The 18152-nt window shown below is 70.0% G+C and carries 15 protein-coding genes; 6 read left to right on the top strand and 9 right to left on the bottom strand.

What is annotated here, in order from left to right; all coding sequences use genetic code 11:
* Window positions 1-32: 32 nt before the first annotated feature.
* The 5 genes from GA707_RS06965 to GA707_RS06945 form a co-directional block, all read right to left on the bottom strand.
* The gene (locus GA707_RS06965) at window positions 33-1148 is read right to left on the bottom strand and encodes a sugar phosphate isomerase/epimerase (protein WP_152177651.1); all 1116 of its coding nucleotides are present in this window, start codon (window positions 1146-1148) and stop codon (window positions 33-35) included.
* Window positions 1149-1262: 114 nt separating this feature from the next.
* Window positions 1263-2486, bottom strand: coding sequence for a Gfo/Idh/MocA family protein (locus GA707_RS06960; RefSeq protein ID WP_226963578.1), 1224 nt, complete (start codon window positions 2484-2486; stop codon window positions 1263-1265).
* 90 nt (window positions 2487-2576) lie between these two features.
* Entirely contained in the window at window positions 2577-3635 is a 1059-nt protein-coding gene (locus GA707_RS06955) for a substrate-binding domain-containing protein (protein ID WP_152177650.1), read from the bottom strand.
* A 101-nt stretch (window positions 3636-3736) separates the two neighbouring features.
* Window positions 3737-4801: an ABC transporter permease gene (locus GA707_RS06950; protein ID WP_152177649.1), complete on the bottom strand. Its 1065-nt coding sequence runs from the start codon at window positions 4799-4801 to the stop codon at window positions 3737-3739.
* Window positions 4798-6324 (bottom strand): sugar ABC transporter ATP-binding protein, encoded by a 1527-nt coding sequence (locus tag GA707_RS06945; RefSeq protein ID WP_226963577.1) that lies wholly within the window; start codon window positions 6322-6324, stop codon window positions 4798-4800. The genes GA707_RS06950 and GA707_RS06945 overlap by 4 nt, the downstream gene beginning before the upstream one ends.
* A 126-nt stretch (window positions 6325-6450) precedes the next feature.
* Between GA707_RS06945 and GA707_RS06940 the strand changes: the two genes are divergently transcribed.
* Window positions 6451-7638 (top strand): ROK family protein, encoded by a 1188-nt coding sequence (locus tag GA707_RS06940; RefSeq protein ID WP_152177648.1) that lies wholly within the window; start codon window positions 6451-6453, stop codon window positions 7636-7638.
* A 110-nt stretch (window positions 7639-7748) separates the two neighbouring features.
* Here GA707_RS06940 and GA707_RS06935 read toward each other — a convergent pair whose 3' ends face one another.
* The 4 genes from GA707_RS06935 to GA707_RS06920 all read right to left on the bottom strand — a co-directional run bounded on the left by GA707_RS06935 (window position 7749) and on the right by GA707_RS06920 (window position 12434).
* On the bottom strand, window positions 7749-8264 hold the full coding sequence (locus tag GA707_RS06935; RefSeq protein ID WP_152177647.1) for a DUF421 domain-containing protein: 516 nt from the start codon (window positions 8262-8264) through the stop codon (window positions 7749-7751).
* 130 nt (window positions 8265-8394) lie between these two features.
* Window positions 8395-10965, bottom strand: a complete 2571-nt coding sequence (locus tag GA707_RS06930) for an MMPL family transporter (RefSeq protein WP_152177646.1) — start codon at window positions 10963-10965, stop codon at window positions 8395-8397.
* A 2-nt stretch (window positions 10966-10967) separates the two neighbouring features.
* Window positions 10968-11678, bottom strand: a complete 711-nt coding sequence (locus GA707_RS06925) for a TetR/AcrR family transcriptional regulator (protein WP_193315207.1) — start codon at window positions 11676-11678, stop codon at window positions 10968-10970.
* Window positions 11679-11963: 285 nt separating this feature from the next.
* On the bottom strand, window positions 11964-12434 hold the full coding sequence (locus GA707_RS06920; RefSeq protein ID WP_152177644.1) for a MarR family winged helix-turn-helix transcriptional regulator: 471 nt from the start codon (window positions 12432-12434) through the stop codon (window positions 11964-11966).
* 77 nt (window positions 12435-12511) lie between these two features.
* On the opposite strand from GA707_RS06920, the gene GA707_RS06915 reads away from it, so the two are divergent.
* The 5 genes from GA707_RS06915 to GA707_RS06895 all read left to right on the top strand — a co-directional run bounded on the left by GA707_RS06915 (window position 12512) and on the right by GA707_RS06895 (window position 18140).
* The gene (locus tag GA707_RS06915) at window positions 12512-14767 is read left to right on the top strand and encodes an MMPL family transporter (protein WP_152177643.1); all 2256 of its coding nucleotides are present in this window, start codon (window positions 12512-12514) and stop codon (window positions 14765-14767) included.
* Between the two features lie 151 nt (window positions 14768-14918).
* Complete coding sequence (locus tag GA707_RS06910) at window positions 14919-15101, top strand: hypothetical protein (protein ID WP_152177642.1); 183 nt, start codon at window positions 14919-14921, stop codon at window positions 15099-15101.
* A 93-nt stretch (window positions 15102-15194) separates the two neighbouring features.
* Window positions 15195-16745 (top strand): sodium-dependent transporter, encoded by a 1551-nt coding sequence (locus GA707_RS06905; protein ID WP_152177641.1) that lies wholly within the window; start codon window positions 15195-15197, stop codon window positions 16743-16745.
* Entirely contained in the window at window positions 16742-16870 is a 129-nt protein-coding gene (locus GA707_RS06900) for a methionine/alanine import family NSS transporter small subunit (RefSeq protein ID WP_152177640.1), read from the top strand. The genes GA707_RS06905 and GA707_RS06900 overlap by 4 nt, the downstream gene beginning before the upstream one ends.
* A gap of 235 nt (window positions 16871-17105) precedes the next feature.
* The gene (locus GA707_RS06895) at window positions 17106-18140 is read left to right on the top strand and encodes a DUF3662 and FHA domain-containing protein (protein ID WP_226963576.1); all 1035 of its coding nucleotides are present in this window, start codon (window positions 17106-17108) and stop codon (window positions 18138-18140) included.
* The last annotated feature ends 12 nt before the right edge of the window (window positions 18141-18152 follow it).

The following is an 18152-nucleotide window of genomic DNA, read 5'->3' as shown; positions in this document are numbered from 1 at the left end:
GCGCCGCCCACCAGCCGGAGTCGTGGACGGGCTCAGCCCCGCAGCGCTGCCATGTTGTCGTAGCTCACCCTGGCGAGGTCCAGGGACTGTGTGCTGCCGCCGGCCCCGGGAGCGGTGTCCTGCTCCCACATCGGGTTGTGCCAGCCGCGGGCGCCCATGTCCTTGAAGAAGCCGGCGAAGTCGATGTCGCCCTCTCCGAACGGCGTCATGACGTATCCGTTCGGCACGGAGGTGTCGCGGCGGCCGTCCTTGGCGTGGAACAGCGGGAACCGCTTGGTCTGCTGCTGCACGAGGGCCAGCGGGTCGAAGATCGACTCCACGGTCGAACCGTCCGGAGCCGTGTATGCGGTGTGCCGGTGCCGGGCGACGTAGCCCCAGTAGATGTCCAGCTCGAAGTGGACGTTCTCGGGGTCGGTGTTCGCGATGAAGTACTCGAGTCGCCGCACCCCGGAGGACCGCGTCGGTCGCCCCATCGCGTCGAGCGGCCCACTGTCGAGGAGGAAATTGTATGCGGCGTCGTGGTTGTGCGTGTAGAGCTTGAGTCCGTGCATCGTCCGGGCCCGGTCACCGAGGAACTCCCACCGCTCGATCGCCGCATCCCAGTCCGCGACGTAGGAGCTGTTGGTGGGGTCGCTTCCGGTGCCGATGTGGTCCAGGCCGAGGATGTTGGCGATCTCGCAGCTGGCGTCGAAAGCGGCCAAGGTGGTGTCGGTGATGGTTCCGGGGATGGAGCCGTGGTTCCCCTTCGCGACGAGGCCGTAGTCGTCGAGCCAGGACCGGAGCAGCCGGGCACCGTCGGGGTTGTTGACGTCTCCGCCCTCGGAGTTCCCGTTCTGGCGGTAGCCGGCGAACTCGATCTGGCGGTACCCGATCTGGGAGAGGACCTCGAAGACCTGCTTGAAGCCCGAGGCGACGTCCGGGTACTGAACGGGGTTGCGCGAGACCGCGTCACGCACGGTGTACAGGATGATGCCGCGCCGCGGGGCGGGGATGAGCCGCGCGTTGGAGGCCATCGCCGAGGTCGGCGAGGCGAGCATGGCGGCGGCCGCCATGCCGGTCGTCGCCGCCAGCAGCTGGCGGCGAGAGAGTCCCAGTCGTCGGCCGAGCTCCCGGCCCTCGACCTGGTCTACGTCCTTGTAGTCGGTCATGGTCTTCTCCTCGATGAGTGCGGTGGTGCCTGATCCAGCTGTCGCGAGGGTGACTCGCGGAACGAACCGTCCTCCTTTCCCTACCTGTCGTGTGCGCGCTCCTGCGGGTCGCGGTCATGTGACGGGCACGGGCGCTTCGTGCGGGATCTCCGTCCATGCCGCGCCGTGCGCGGCGCTCTGCTCGACCGCCTCGAGGACCTGTTGGACCACGAGCCCGTCCCGGAAGCTCGGACGCGGCGGCCGTCCCTGCGAGATGTCGGTGAGCAGGTCGACGGCCTGGTGCGTGAAGCCGTGCTCGTAGCCGAGGACGTGACCGGCGGGCCACCAACCAGCGAGGTAGGGGTGCTCGGGCTCGGTCACGAGGACCCGGGTGAAGCCCGCGTCCGGGTCCTCGCCCCGGAGCACATGGAGCACGTTCATGTCCTCGAAGTCGAAGGCCAGGCTGCCGTCGGAGCCGTTGATCTCGAGTCGGATCGAGTTCTTGCGCCCGGTCGCGAACCGGGTTGCCTCGAACGTCGCGAGCGCTCCTCCGGCGAGTCGCGAGATGAAGATCGCGGCGTCGTCCACGGTCACCTCGCCCACGTCGCCGGCGCCGTTCGCCGTGGCGGACAGTCCGGCGCCGCCCGTGGCGAGGGGACGGTGCCGGACGAACGTCTCGGTCAGCGCACTCACCCCGGTGAGGCGGTCACCGGTGACGAACTGGACGAGGTCGATGATGTGGGCGCCGATGTCGCCGAGCGCGCCCGAACCCGCGCGGTCCTTGCGCAGTCGCCACGAGAGCGGCACGTTCGGGTCCACCAGCCAGTCCTGGAGGTACTGCGCGCGCACATGTCGGATGTCCCCGAGGCGGCCGCTGGCCACGATGTCCCTCGCGTGGGCGATGGCCGGCACCCGGCGGTAGGTGAAGCCGACCATCGAGAGGACGCCGGCGGCCTCGGCGACCTCGGCCGCCTCGACCATCTCGACGGCCTCGGCGACGGTGTTCGCGAGGGGCTTCTCGCAGAGAACGTGCTTGCCCGCGCGAAGGGCCGCCACGGCGATCTCCACGTGCGTGTCACCCGGAGTGCAGATGTCGACGACCTGCACGTCGTCGCGCTCGATGACGTCGCGCCAGTCGGTCTCGACCGACTCCCACCCGAAGCGCCGCGCGGTCTCGGACGCCGCCGCCTCGTCACGTCCTGCGACGACCGCGAGCCGGGGCAGGAGTGGCGGGGAGAAGAAGGACCGCGCGTTGCGCCAGCCCTGGGAGTGCGCTCGGCCCATGAAGGCGTAGCCGATCATCCCGATGCCGAGCTCGGATTCGGGTCTGCGGTCCGCAGCCGGGTCGGTTCTCGTCATGCCGTGTCCTTCGTCGTCCGTTCGAGTGGAGTGCGGTGAGAGGAGTGGGACCGCGGTGCCGGCCAGGAGTCCGGCACCGCGGCCGGCGGGTCAGGACTCGAAGCCGAGGTCCATGTACTCGGCGACGTTCTCCTGGGTCACCACGGGGGCGTTGAGCACGATCCGACGCGGCACCTCGACCTGCACGAGGTCGCTCATGCCCTTGTCCTGCGCGAGAAGTCGAGCGAGCTTGATGCCATCGGCGGCCTGGGTCGGCGGGTACAGCACGGTCGCCTCCATGCGGCCCTCCTCGATCCAGCGCATCGCGTTCGCCGAGCCGGCGCCGCCGATGAGGGCCATCTCGTCCCGGCCGGCGTTGTCCAGGGCCGCCATGACGCCGACCCCCTGGTCGTCGTCGTGGTTCCAGATGATGTCGATCTGGGGTGCCGCCTGGAGCAGGTTGGCGGTCACGCGCTCGCCTGACTCGACGGTGAACTCCGCGGCGACCCGGTTGTCGACGCTCTGACCGCACTCGCTGAGCGCGTCGGCGAAGCCCTGGGACCGGTCCTGGGTCAGCGGGAGGGAGTCGATGCCCGCGATCTCGGCGATCACCGGGTCGGCGATGTCGTTCTCCTCGACGAGCTGGCAGGCGTAGGTTCCTGCGGAGACACCCATGCCGTAGTTGTCGCCCAGGATCGTCGTGCGGGCCGCGAACTCGCTGCTGAACTCCCGGTCGACGTTGACGACCGGGATCCCGGCCTGCATGGCCCTGGTCGCGACCTCGGTCAGCGCCGCCCCGTCGGTCGGGAGCAGGACGATCGCGTCGACACCCTCGTTGATGAAGGTCTCGATGTGCGAGATCTGAAGGCTGGCGTCGTTGGTGCCCTCGGCCGAGCGAAGCTCGATGTCCGGGTACTCGGCAGCGGCCTCCTGCGCCGAGGAGTTGATCGCAGCCAGCCAGCCGTGGTCGGCTGCCGGACCGCTGAACCCGATGACGACGGTGTCGCCCTGCTCGTCGTTGGAGCTGCCGGCGTTGCCGGACTGCTCACCGCCGGACTCGGAGGCGGTGTCCTCGGTCTCGGGAGTGTTGCTCGTACAGCCGGTGGCGAGCAGCGCCAGGGCTGCGGCAGCCGCGACGAATGCCGAACGCTTGCGGATGGGGGTTGTCATGGCAATGCTCCAGTTCTGTTGACTCGAGAGGGGTGTGGGGTTGTCTGCGGGGGCTCCCGGCGGAACGCCAGGGGGGCAGGGGTCTGTATGGGGGTGATGGATCACCCACTCGATCGATGTCGTTCCGCGACCCGCTGTTGGAGCAGGACGGCCGCGATGATGATGACCCCCTTGGCGACGGCCTGGGTCGAGGTGTCGAGGTTGTTGAGGGTGAAGACGTTCGTCAGGGTCGTGAAGATCAGCACGCCGAGCACGGTGCCGACGATGGTTCCTCGGCCGCCGCTGAGCAGCGTTCCGCCGATGACGACGGCGGCGATGGCGTCGAGCTCGTAGAGCTGGCCGTGGGTCGAGGTCCCCGTCGTCGTGCGGGCCATGATCATCACGGCTGCGATGCCGCAGGCGATTCCGAGGAGGATGTACAGCATCGCGGTCTGACGACGGACCTGGATTCCCGCGAGGCGCGCCGCCTCCGCATTTCCCCCGATGGCGAGGGTGCGACGTCCGAACGTCGTGCGGTTGAGGAGCACCCATCCGAAGACCGAGACGAGGACGAAGATGATCACGAGGACCGGGATCCCCAGCACGTCTCCGCCGAAGAAGGTGATGAAGTCGCGGTCCCGGATGATCTGGGTCCTGCGCTGGGCGATGATCTCGGCGAGTCCTCGAGCGCCCGCGAGCATGGCGAGAGTGGCGATGAACGGTGCGACCCTGCCGTAGGCGACGAGGACACCGTTGATCAGTCCGCATCCCGCTCCCACCGCGATGGCCGTGAAGACCATGACGACCCAGTGGACGTTCTCGGCCATCGTCTGAGTGGCCAGCGTCGTGGCCCAAACCGAGCTGAGAGCGACGATCGCCCCGACCGAAAGGTCGATGCCACCTCCGCAGATGACGAAGGTCATGCCGATGCTCACGACGCCGATGACCGAGCCCAGGCGAAGGATGGTCAGGACGTTGTCGGCACTGGCGAACCGGTCGCCGGCAGTGGCGAAGCCGACCGCGCAGAGCAGGAGCAGCGCGATGATGAGTCCGAGGTTGCGGCCGAGACCACTGCCCAGGAAGCCTGCGAGACCAGCCGTACCCGGCGCCGACACCGCCGGCGCGTCGGCGGGCGCGACATCGTGTCCGGTGACCTCGTTCTCCGGGCTGGTGAGCTCGTTGCTCATGCGGCCTCTCCTCTCAGGATGATGTCGAGCACGCGGTGCTCGTCGAGCTCGGCGGCCGGCCCCTGATGCAGGACGGCGCCGTCGGCCATGACGAGCACCCGGTCGGCAAGTCCGAGCACCTCCGGAATCTCACTCGAGACGACGACCACGGCGCAGCCGTCCTCGCTGAGCGTTCGGATGAGCGTGTAGATCTCGGATCGTGCGCCGACGTCCACGCCCCGGGTCGGTTCGTCGAGCAGAAGGACGCGGCTACCCCGCTGAAGCCACCGTGCGAGCACGATCTTCTGCTGGTTGCCGCCGCTCAGCGTGCGCATCTCGCGGTCGACGCCCCTGGGTCGCACCTCGAGTGAGGAGGCGTACGACTCGGACGACGCCCGCTCGGCGCCACGGTCGATCCATCCGGCTCTCGAGAAGGCCGGAAGCGAGGCGAGGGAGATGTTGTCGCCCACCGAGTGCTCGAGGACGAGCGCCTGGCTCTTGCGCTCCTCGGGCGCGAGGCCGATCCCCGCGGCAACCGCCTTCGCGACCGACCCAGGAGGCACGACCGTGCCCCCGACGCGAACCCGACCGCGCTCGGCCCGGCGCGCGCCGAAGATCGTCTCCAGGACCTCGGAGCGGCCGGCTCCGACGAGGCCCGCTATGCCGACGATCTCGCCCGGACGGACATCGAACGACACGTCGTGGAACTCACCGTCCCGGCCGAGGTCCTCGACGGAGAGGAGCGGTGTCGCGGCGGTGTCCGGTGCCTCCCTCGTCGGGAAGACGTACTCGATCGACCGTCCCGTCATGAGCGTGATGAGCTCGGCGGTCGGGGTGGACTTCGCGTCCAGCCCGGTGGCGACGGTCGCACCGTCCTTGAGCACCGTCACCCGGTCGCCGATCTCACGGATCTCGTCGAGGCGGTGCGAGATGTAGACGACCGCGACGCCCGCCGATGTCAGCTCACGGACGACGTCGAAGAGCTGGTCGACCTCGGCGGAGTCCAGCACGGCGGAGGGCTCGTCCATGATGATGAGGCGGACGTCGCGCGAGAGGGCTCGGGCCATGCTGACGATCTGCTGATTGGCCGCCGAGAGGCCGCCCACCTCGGTAGTCGGTGAGATGCCGGGGTGTCCCAGCTGCGTGAGCAGCTCCTGCGCCCGCTCCTGGGTGGCTCTGCGCCGGGGGAACCCGAACCGGCTCAGCTCGTGTCCGAGGAAGATGTTCTCGGCGACGGTGAGGCCTTCGACGAGGTCGAGCTCCTGGTACATCGTCGCGATGCCGTGTTCCATGGCCGCCTGAGGGTGGGGGAAGGTCACCTCGGTCCCGTTCCAGAGGATGTGCCCCTCGTCGGGGGTGTGAACACCCGCCAGGACCTTGATCAAGGTCGACTTGCCGGCGCCGTTCTGGCCGAGCAGGCAGTGCACCTCACCGGACCGGACCTCGAGGTCGACACCGCCGAGCGCCACCACACCCGGGAACCGCTTGACGACCCCGGTCATGTGGAGCAACGGCGAACCGTTCGCTCGTCCTTGAGCTGACATGGCGGAAACCCTGGCAGATCTTCTGTTGCACGTCAAGCAAAAGTTTATGCCAATTCTGTAGAAGTGCTCTTCTTGAGCACGGGTTGTGCATCGCAGCCCGCAATTGCCGTGTGCTTGACTTGCCTCATGTCGACCGCGGTGGAGCCGCTTCCGGTCGGTGTGCGGGAGGCGGCCGATGTCCTCTCCGTCATGCTCGACGGCCGCCCGCGGACCCGCGCCGAGCTCATCGCCCTCACCGGGATGGGCCGGTCGACCGTCGGCGCGAAGGTCGACACCCTGCTCTCCTCCGGTCTCCTCGCGCCGGTGGGTTCGGCCGCCTCCACCGGAGGCCGACCACCCGTGCAGTTCTCGTTCGCGCCGAGCGCGAGGGTGGTCATCGCGGCAGACCTGGGCGCGACACCCGCGGGTGTGGCACTGACCGATCTTGCGGGGCGACCGATCGACGTCGTGGTCGGCGAGCTCGACATCGCCGACGGCCCCGAGAGCGTTCTCTCCTGGGTCCTGGACCGGGCGAACGAGCTTCTCCAGCACCACGGCCGGCGTGACGACCTCGTCGGGATCGGGATCGGTGTGCCCGGACCGGTCGAACACTCGACGGGACGACCGGTTCGTCCCCCGATCATGCCCGGCTGGGACGGCTACGACATCCCCGCTCGGGTCACCCGGGATCTCGACGTCCCCGTGCTCGTCGACAACGACGTCAACCTCATGGCCCTCGGTGAGCACTCGACCGCGCACTCCGAGGTCGCAGACCTGCTGTTCGTCAAGGTCGCGACGGGCATCGGCGCAGGCATCATCACGCACGGCCGGTTGTTGCGAGGCGCGAAGGGAGCGGCCGGCGATCTCGGACACGTCGCCTCCCCCCACGGCGGAGATGTCCTGTGCCGGTGCGGCAACCGGGGATGTCTCGAGGCGATCGCGAGCGGTCCGGCCGTCGCGACCCGTCTCCGGGACCAGGGTGTCGACGCCAGGCGGACCCTCGACATCGTCGAACTCGTGGAAGCCGGAGAGGTGCGCGCCGCGACCGAGCTGAGGCAGGCGGGCCGCTTCATCGGTGAGGTCCTGGCGACCTGCGTCAGCCTGCTGAACCCGTCGGTCATCGTGTTGGGCGGACTGCTGACGCGGGCGGGCGACCACCTCATCGCCGGGGTGCGCGAAGTCGTCTACACCCGGTCGCTGCCGTTGGCCACCGGCTCGCTGCAGATCCTCCCCGCCACGACTGGACGGGATGCCGCGATCGCCGGTGCGGCCGTCATGGTGACGGAGCGCATCCTCGGAGTGCGCAAAGGCGTCGCCTACCTGCCGACCGGCTGATGCACAGGCCGGGCACGACGAGCCGAAGGCCTCACGGCAACCAGCCTCGATGTGACAGGCTCATCGCTCTCTCGACGTCCGGCATGCGGGCAGGTGCTGGCGCGGATAGCTCAGCGACTCCACCCCGGGACGTCCGCGATCGCCCGGGCGTCACCGAGTGAGGACCGCCCGATGACGCTCAGGGAGCCGTCCGGCTCCAGCACGACCGCCGCGACGTCACTGAAGTCACCGCGCCCTGAAGAGCGCACCGCCTGAGCCACCTCACCGCGGGTCAGCCGCAGACCGGACAATGCGTCCTCGATCAGCGCACCGTCCCGGACGACGAGTGTCGGCTCGGCGTTGACGAAGTGCCGCCCGCCGGGCAGCGAGGTGGTCACGCGGGTGACGAGCCACTGCGCGCCGATGAGCAGCACCATGCCGACGAGCGCGTCGACGAAGCGGGTCTCCTTGCTCAGGACGGCGCTTGCGAGCATCGACCCGAGAGCCACGGTGACGACGAGGTCGAACGCGTTCAGCTTGGCGAGCACCCGTTTGCCGCCGACCCGTAGCAGCAGGACGAGGGTGACGTAGGACGCCGCCCCCACGAGCAGGATCCGGAGGACGGCGGACCAGGAGTCGAACCACATCGGGCGTGCACCTCACTCGGCAGACGATGGCGTGTCACCGTCCACCATGCCCTGATCCGCGCTCAGCCACACCGTGTGAGTGGACCGGCGTCATGGCGCCGGTCCACTCACACGCTCTCGCGCCCAGACCTCAGACGCCGACCCGATCGGGCGCGTCGTCCGATGTCGGGACCTCGTCGGCGTCCGAACGGCTGTCGAGCGCCCGCTCGAGCTTGGCGCCCTCGACGTCGACGTCGGGCAGGATCCGGTCGAGCCACCGCGGGATCCACCAGGCCTTCTCGCCGAGCAGGGTCATGACCGCGGGCGTGAGGGTCATCCGGACGATGAAGGCGTCGACGAGCACACCCACCGCCAGGCCGAGACCGATCGGCCGCACGAGCGCCAGATGCGCCCACACGAACCCGCCGAACACCGAGATCATGATGATCGCCGCGGCCGTGACGACCCGAGCGCTGTGGTTGAACCCGGTGATGACGGCCGTGCGCGCGTCCCTGCCGTGGACGTGCTCCTCGCGCATCGCGCTGACGAGGAACACCTGGTAGTCCATCGCGAGTCCGAACAGGATGCCGATCAGGAGGATCGGCAGGAACGAGATGATCGGCCCCGGTTCGTTGACGCCGAAGATCGGCGACAGGTGGCCGAGTTGGTACACCGCCACCACCGCCCCGAACGCCGCGACGATGCTCAGGAGGAACCCACCGGTGGCCAGGAACGGGATGACGACCGAGCGGAAGACCAGCAGCAGCAGGATCAGCGAGAGGCCGACGACGACGAACAGATAGAGCGGCAGCGCCTCGGCGAGCTGGTTCGAGATGTCGATGTTCGCGACCGTCACCCCGGTGAGCCCGATCTCGGCGCCGTTGTCGGCGCCGATCCGCGGGGCGATCTGGGTGATCCGGTCGACGAGCCGCTCGGTCGCCGGGTCGGCTGGGCCGGTGGCGGGTTGGATCTGGAAGGCGATCACGTCGCGGGTGTCGTTGACGCCGACCGGCACGACGTACTCGACGTTGTAGATGTCGGCGAACTCCTCGCCGATGTCGGCCTGCGTCGTGAGCAGCTCGGTCTCGTCGCCCTCGGCGATCGGTTGGTCGAGCTCCGCGACGGCGATGATCGGTCCGCTCGCACCGGCACCGAACTCGCTGCGCACCGTGTCATAGGTGATGTATGCGTCGCTCCCGGCCGGCTCGGACGCCCCGTCCGGCAGGCCGAGACGGAGCTGACCCGTCGGGTAGCCGAGCGCGGCGACGATCGCGAGGACCCCGACGATCATCAGCCACGGTCGCCCGGCGACGAAGGCCGCCCACCCGCGGTGGGTGTCGGCCTCGCGGGCGTCCTGCTCGGCGCTGTCGTGCAGGTCTCCACGAGCGAGAGCGGCTCGGGTGCGCTTGCTGAGGACGCGCATACGCATGAGCGAGAGCATCGCCGGGGTCAGGGTGAGCGCGACGAGGACCGCGATCGCCACGGTCCCCGCGGCGACCAGACCCATGACGCCGAGGAAGGGGATGCCCGTCAGGGTGAGCGCGGCAAGGGCGATGACGACCGTGAGGCCGGCGAAGGTGACCGCGTTGCCCGAGGTGCCGACGGCGAGTGCGATCGAGCTCTCGACCGACATGCCGTGCATGACCTGCTGGCGGTGCCGGTTGATGAGGAAGAGCGAGTAGTCGATGCCGACCGCGAGGCCGAGCATGAGCGCGAGCGCCGGGGTGATCGACTGCATGTCGACCACCGAGGACAGGGCGAGCGCGCCGGTGAGACCGACCCCGACGCCGACGAGGGCCATGAGGAGCGGCAGGCCGGCGGCGACGAGGCTCCCGAGCATGACGATGAGGACGACCGCCGCGACCGCCAGACCGACGATCTCGCCCGGGCCGAAGATGCTCGAGATGTCGGAGGTCAGCTCCGCGGACAGGCTCGTCTCGACGCCCTGGGCGTCGAGGTCGTCGGCGACCGCCTTGATCGCGTCCATCGTCTCAGGCGGGATGACCCCGTCCGCGCCCTGGACCGAGATCTGCGACATCGCGACCGTGCCGGACTCGTTGACCAGGCGCAGGCCGTCCGACAGCGCAGCCATCCGCTCACCGGCGACGAGCTGCGCCTCGCCGGCCTCGAGCTCCGCACGGCCCTCGGCGAGCTGGGCCTCGCCGGCCTCGAGCTGCTCCCGGCCGGCGTCGATCTCGGCCTGGGCCTGCGCGGCCTGCTCGGGGGTGACGAAGCCACCCGCGACGGCGGCGTCGAGCTGGGACTGACCGCCGTCGAGCTCGAAGCGGCCCTGCGCGAGCTCCTCCTCGCCGGCCTCGAGCTCGGCACGACCCGCCTCGAGCTCGGCGCGTCCCGAGGCGAGCTGCTCGGCAGAGCCGTCGATCTCGGCCTGGGTCGCGAAGGGGTCGACGGCGAGGACGTCGTCGATCTCGTTCCACGCGGCGACAGCGTCCTCGATGGCGGCCTGCTGGTCCGCGGTGAAGCCGTCGTCGCTGCGGAACACCGCGGTGCCCGTCGTGCCCGCGGCCTCGGGGATCTCGGCCTTGAGCGTGGCCAGCACGGCCTCGAAGCGGCTGCCGGGGATGGAGAACTCGTTGGCCAGCGGCTTGGCGAGCGTGAGCATGCCCGTCACGGTGAGCGCCAGGAGCGCCACCCAGGCGCCGACGACGGGCCAGGGTCGGCGCGCGCACCAGCGGCCGAGGCGGTGGAGGAGGACGGCCATGGTCAGGTCCTTCGGGTGATGGGTTCGACGGAGGATGGGGGATCGGCAGACAGGGACGGCTCAGAGGGCACGACCCAGCCGTGCTCGGCGTAGGCCAGGGCCCGGTCGAGCTGTCGATGGAAGTCGGTGACGTCCGCGGCGTCGACCGGTGCCCCGGACGTGCGGGCGGCCGCCCAGGAACGCTCGGCGGCGGCGAAGCAGTTCATGATCGTCGTCGCCAGAGTGGCGACGTAGAGCGGGTCGGCCCCACGGGGTAGCCGCTGGACGAGGAGCTCTTCGAGCCAGGCGCCCTTCTCGGCCCACACGGTGCGGTCGAACGCCGCCGCCGCGGGGTCGTCGGCGCAGGCATGGAGGTCGAGCAGCGCGAGCCACTCGATGAGCTCCGTGGGGATCCCGACCTCGGCGACGAGACGACGCAGCGGCTGCAGCGGCGAGACGCTGGGGTCGAGGTCACCCACGCCGTCCGCGAGGTGCTCCGTGCTCGAGCCGATGATCTCGGAGACGACCCCCGGGATGCCCGCGTAGTAGTTGAAGAAGGTGCGCCGCGAGATGCCGGCGGCCTCGGCGAGCTGGTCGACCGTGACCCGATGCACGGGCTGGTCGTACACGAGCGTGCGCAGTGCCGCGACGATCGCCTCACGGGTGCGGGCCTTGTTGAGCTCGCGCCGGCCCGGGGTCTCCGCGCCCGGGGCCGTTGTGACGGTGACGTTCACGCTGATGACGGTAGGCGCATACATGCACAGCGTGCAAACCTGCACGTCGTGCACGATGGCAATGCTCTGGATCGCGGCAACCTGCGCCCAGCTACCCCCGCCCAACCTGCCGTAGTTACGCCGACCTGCCGGATGTGCGCCCACATGGCGGAGAAAGTTCCGCGGCCGGTGGGCCCAGGTCCGGCCCGCGACCGGATGCGCGGCCGGGGGGCGAAGGTCCGGCGACGCCGGGCTCGGCGTTGTGCACGGGGAGGGATGCGGGACGCGCTCGGCGTGGTCGCGGCTCTACAGCAGGGCGCGGACGGCGGCGATCGCCCCGTCGAGGTAGCGGTCGACGACCACCCGCTCCTCGTCGGTCAGCGAGGCGTCGAGCGCGGCGAGTGCCGCGAACATCGGCGCGAGGTGGCCCACGGCCTCGGCTCGGCCGGAGTCGGTGAGGTGCACCTCGGTGCGACGGCCGTCCACCGAGTGCGGCCGGCGCTCGGCATGGCCGTTGCCGACGAGCCGGTCGACGACCCCGGATGCGGCCGCGGTCGTGACTCCGAGCACTCGGGCGAGCTCGGCGGGGCCCATCGGCTGGGACGAGAGGTGACGCAGGGCGTGCAGCTCGGAGGTGCTCAGGTGCGCGCGACGGGCGACCTCGATCGGCGCGGCCGAGCCGGCGTCGAGGAGGCGCTGCAGCCGGTCCAGCGTTCCCGACATCTGCCACTGGGGCACGATGTCGCGGACCGACCGGCTGGCGGCATCGTTGTGCATCCTGCTAATTTCCCTTCAGCAACTTAACAACTTCCTGATTCACCTCGTGAATCATGATCGTATCGAAGGGACAACCCATGGCGCGAGGACTGACGAAGTCGCCGGAACAGCGACGCGCTGAGGAACGGGTGAAGCTGCCCCGGCGGGTCCTGCTGGGAGCGATCGCGCTCGTGCTGGCCTGGTTCGCCATCGGAGGGGTCGGCGGCCAGTCGATCGGCCAGCTCTCCTCGCTGCAGGAGAACGACGCCGCCTCCTTCCTCCCCGAGGACGCCGAGTCGACGCTCGTGACCAATGCGCTCACCGACTTCCAGGACGACTCGACGCTTCCTCTCATCGTCGTCGCCGCACGTGACGGTGGGCTCGAACCCACCGACCTCGAGCTCGCGCAGACCTTCGCCACGGAGCTGCCGAACGCCACGGGCGAGCTCCCAGAGGGCACCACGCTCGCGGACTACATCGCCCTTCCGCCCGGCACGCCGCTCCAGGCAGTCCCGAGCGAGGACGGCGAGGCGTTCCTCGTGGTCGTTCCCCTCATCGCCGACGAGGTCGACCAGAACATCGAGGAGGAGCCGGTCCTCGAGCTCGTCACGAGCACCGTCGCCGAGGAGATGGCGCCGCTGGAGGAGGCGGGGCTGACCGCATACATCACCGGACCCGCCGGCTTCATCTCCGACCTGTCCAGCGCGTTCGCCGGGATCGACGGCATCCTGCTCCTCGTCGCCCTCGTGGTCGTCCTCGTCATCCTGCTCATCGTCTACCGCAGCCCGATCCTGCCGTTCGCCGTCCTGCTCACGGCGGTCTTCGGCCTGGCGGCCGCCGGATACGTCGTCTACCGGGTCGCCGACGCCGGACTGATCACGGTCAGCGGCCAGAGCCAGGGCATTCTGTCGATCCTCGTCGTCGGTGCGGCCACCGACTATGCCCTGCTGCTCGTCTCGCGCTACAAGGAGGAGCTCCACGTCCACGACTCGACGTGGACCGCCCTGAAGAAGGCGTGGCGCGCGACGATCGAGCCGATCTCCGCGAGCGCCGCCACCGTCATCCTCGGTCTCCTCGCGCTCGTGCTCGCCGACCTCAAGGGCACCTCGGGTCTCGGGCCGGTGGCCGCCCTCGGCATCAGCGGCGCCTACCTCGCGGCGATCACCTTCCTGCCCGCCCTCCTCGTGCTCGGCCGCCGCTGGATCTTCTGGCCGTCGGTGCCGCACGTGCACACCGCGGAGGACGAGAACCGCCTCGCGAACCGCCTCGGTTGGCGCCGCGTCGCCGAGACCGTCGGTCGACACCCCCGTCGCACCTGGGTCACGGTCACGATCGGACTGCTCGTCGCCGCCGCGTTCCTGCCCATGCTGCGCCTCAACGGCATCGCCCAGTCCGACCTGTTCCTCACCGACGTCGACTCGGTCGCCGGCCAGGAGCTGCTCGCCGAGCACTTCGACGCCGGCTCCGGCTCGCCCGTCCAGATCCTCGCGCCCGAGGAGGCCGCCGAGGACGCCCTCGCCGTCCTCGAGGAGGAGGAGGGGGTCTCCGACCCGACCATCGGTCTCGTCCCGGGCGCCCCGCCGCAGGTCGTGAACGGCAACGTCATCCTCCAGGCCACCCTTCAGGACGCCGCCGACTCCCCGGAGGCCGTCGACACGGTCGAGCGGGTCCGCGACGACCTGCGCACCGTCGACGAGCGGATCCTCGTCGGTGGACAGACCGCCCAGCAGCTCGACACGCGACAGGCCGCCGACCGCGACTTCCTCGTCGTCGCGCCGGTCATCATCCTCGTCGTCTTCGTCATCCTCGTCGTGCTCCTGCGGGCGATCATGGCGCCGCTGTTCCTCATGGTCGCCAACGTCCTGTCGTTCGCTGCAACCCTGGGCATCTCGGCGCTGGTGTTCAACTACCTGTTCGGGTTCCCCGGCGGCGACCCGACGACCGTGCTGTACGGCTTCGTCTTCCTCATCGCCCTCGGCATCGACTACTCGATCTTCCTCATGACGAGGGCCCGCGAGGAGAGCAAGGTGCACGGCACCCGCAAGGGCGTCCTGCGCGCACTCGCCGTCACCGGCGGCGTCATCACCAGTGCCGGCATCGTGCTCGCTGCGACCTTCGGCGCGCTGACGGTCATCCCGCTGGTCTTCCTCGCCCAGATCGCGTTCATCGTCGCGTTCGGCGTCCTCCTCGACACGCTCATCGTCCGCTCCCTCCTTGTGCCGGCGTTCGCCGTCGACATCGGGCGCTGGACGTGGTGGCCGAGCAGGCTGTGGCGCAACGACGGGGAGGAGTCCGCGAAGGCGGCTGCCTCGGAGGACGACCCGGCCGATCGGGAGGCGACACCGGTCGCCTGACCTCCCGCGTTTGGTGCGTTCCTCCCGGTTTGGCGCGATGTATCGCGCCAAACCGGGAGGAACGCACCGTCTTCGGGTCAGGGTCTTCGGGTCAGGGCCTCCGGGTGAGGCCGCAGTCCCACCGTGAGCCGCACAGACGGATACTGACTGCATGGCCACAGAGGAGAAGCTGCCCCGAGCGGGCCTGTCCGTGCCCTACCTGATGGGGTGGCACGTCCGCCGGGTCATGCTCACCCTCTTCGGCCCGGCCCAGCTCGGCTCGGACAGCGACCCGATCGAGCGCCTCAAGCGGGAGCGCCGTGAGCGCAGCGCCCGGGCGGTCGCCGGCGACTGACCTCCGCAGACGCGGTCACGGCACGCCGGTGAGGGGTGGGTGGGAACGGCCCCGATCTGGCACGATGTGTGGCACATCACGTGGAGGTGACGCATGTCTGTCGAGCACTCTGCAGCACACGCCGAGCAGGCCAAGCGCGGCGCATTCTCGTCCCGGCGGGTCTTCATCCTCGCGGCGATCGGGTCGGCCGTCGGACTCGGCAACATCTGGCGGTTCCCCTATGTCGCCTATGAGAACGGCGGCGGGTCGTTCATCATCCCCTACCTCGTCGCCCTGATCACCGCGGGAATCCCGTTCCTGCTCTTCGACTACGCGATGGGCCACCGGCACCGCGGCTCGGCGCCCCTCTCGTTCGCCCGCCTCCGGCGCGGCACCGAGGGACTCGGATGGTGGCAGGTCGCGATCTGCTTCATGATCGCGATCTACTACGCCGCCGTGCTCGCCTGGGCGGTCAGCTACACGATCTTCTCGGTCAACAAGGCCTGGGGCGACGCGCCGGACGCCTACTTCTTCGGCGAGTACCTCCAGGCCGGCGACCCGGGCGTGACCGCGTCGGTCGTCCCGGGCGTGCTCATCCCGCTCGTGGTCGTCTGGGTCGGTGTCCTGGTCATCATGCTCCTCGGTGTCCAGCGCGGGATCGGGGCGACGGCCGCGATCTTCATCCCGCTGCTCGTCATCGCCTTCCTCATTCTCGTCGTGCGCGCGCTCATGCTGCCCGGCGCCGGGGTGGGCCTCGACGCCCTCTTCACCCCCAACTGGTCGGCGCTCCTGGAACCCGGCGTCTGGGCCGCCGCCTTCGGACAGATCTTCTTCTCGCTGTCCATCGGCTTCGGCATCATGATCACCTACGCCTCCTACGTCGACCGCGACACCGACATGACCGGCTCCGGTCTGGTCGTCGGCTTCGCCAACAGCAGCTTCGAGGTCCTCGCCGGCATCGGCGTCTTCGCCGCCCTCGGCTTCATGGCGCAGGCGTCCGGGGTGGCCGTCAGCGAGGTCGCGACCTCGGGCATCGGCCTCGCGTTCATCGCCTTCCCCGCGATCATCAACGAGGCGCCGGGCGGGGCGCTCATCGGCGTCCTCTTCTTCGGCTCCCTCGTCGTCGCCGGACTCACCTCGCTGGTCAGTGTCATCGAGGTCGTCATCTCCGGCATCCGCGACAAGTTCGACCTGCGCCGCCGGACCGCGACCGCCGTCGTCGTCGCACCGGCCGCGCTGCTCAGCCTCGTGTTCTTCTCGACGACGAGCGGGATCTACGTCCTCGACATCGTCGACCACTTCGTCAACCGCTTCGGGATCCTCGTCGTCGCCGTGGTCAGCGTGGTCGTCGTCGCCTGGGTGGTGCGGGCGCTGCCGCGCCTGGCCGACCACCTCAACCTCACGGCGGACCTCCAGGTCGGCCGGCTCTGGGTCGTCACCCTCGGCGCGCTGGTCCCGGTCGTGCTGACGATCGTGCTCATCCAGGAGCTCTGGGCGGTCATCGACGAGCCCTACGGCGGATACCCGATGTGGATGCTCGTCGTCTTCGGCTGGCTCATGGTCGTCGCGATCGCCGTCGCCGGGTTCGTCGCGGCGCGCGTGCCGTGGCGGGAGGGCACCTCGCTCGCCGATCCCTCCGTCCCCGACAGTGAGGAGATCTCATGAGCACGTCAGCGATCCTCATGATGATCGTCGCGATCATCGTCGTCTGGGGCGGTCTTGCCCTGGCCATCGTCCTCATGATGCGCGGCAGGCATCCGGGCGACCCCACCATCCACCGCGACCTCTGAGCCCGCAGGGCGGCTCGCCCCACCCGACCCCGGACATGGGTGGGTCGGCAGCGTGGGGTGCGCCGCGCATACCCGCGGTGGGCGCAGCCCCGGCGTGCCCGGCACGCCGCGGGCGGCCGGTGCGTTGTTCCACCCACCGGCGCGATGTCTCACCCCGAACCGCGCACTACGCGCCAACCACGGTTGGGAGGGCACGGCAGATAGCATCGGGGGCGAGACGAAGGAGGTGAGCGCGATGGGAATCTTCGACCGGGTCGAGAAGCGGCTCGAACGCACCGTCAACAACGTCTTCGCGCGCGCCTTCAAGGCCGACGTGCAGCCGGTCGAGATCGCGAGCGCCATCCGCAAGGCGATGGACGACCGGGCGGTCACACCGAGCCGAGGCCACGTGCTCGTGCCGAACGTCTTCACCGTGATCCTCTCCCCGGGCGACTACGAGCGGCTCGCGGAGTTCGAGGACGACATCATCGACGAGCTCGTCGTGGCCGCCGAGGAGCATGTCGACACCCAGCGCTACTCGCCCGCCGGGCCCATCGCGGTCTCGCTCGAGCGCACCGACGACCTCGACACCGGCGTGTTCCGGATCAAGCCGTCCAAGGCCAAGCAGGTGACGGGGCCGAGAGCCGGGGCGAGCCGCTCCGCGGCCGGGGGGTATGCGGGGGTCGCCCCGAGCGCTCCGTCCGGCCGGTCGGCGGACCGGCCCCCGGTCCCGAGCGCGCCGCCGGGTCGTGACCACGCCGCCGACGAGGCGCTCGCCGGGTTCAACCCCTACGGCGAGAACCCGTACGACGCGGGGCCCGGCTCCGCCGGAGCGGCGGCCGCAGCCGGAGCGGCCGCAGCCGGAGCATCCGCCGGCGCCGTCGGGGCCGTGGGCGCCGCCGCCGGCACGGGCTCCGCGCAGCAAGGTGGCAGCAAGCGGCGCCCCGCCCACCGCGAGGAACCGAGGCAGGTCGTCCCCCGCCGCTCCCGTCCGGGTGACCGCCCATACCTCGCCAGCCGGGACGACCGGTTCCTCCTCATGGGCGCGATCAACGTCATCGGCCGCGACGAGGAGAACGACATCATCTTCGACGACCCCGGCATCTCGCGGCGGCACTCCGAGATCCGGGTCACGACCGACGGTCCGCACCTGGCCGCGACGGTCCGCGACCTCGGCAGCACCAACGGCACCTTCGTCAACGGCGAGCGCGTCTCGAACCAGCGGCTCGAGGACGGCGACCGCGTCACCTTCGGCCGTACGACCGTCGTCTATCACGCCGGACGAGCATGACGAGGACCGCTC

Source organism: Nostocoides sp. F2B08 (assembly GCF_009184895.1).
In the GTDB taxonomy this organism is placed as follows: Bacteria; Actinomycetota; Actinomycetes; order Actinomycetales; family Dermatophilaceae; genus F2B08.
Note: the sequence above shows the minus strand (reverse complement) of the source record. Positions and strands in the feature narration are given on the sequence as shown.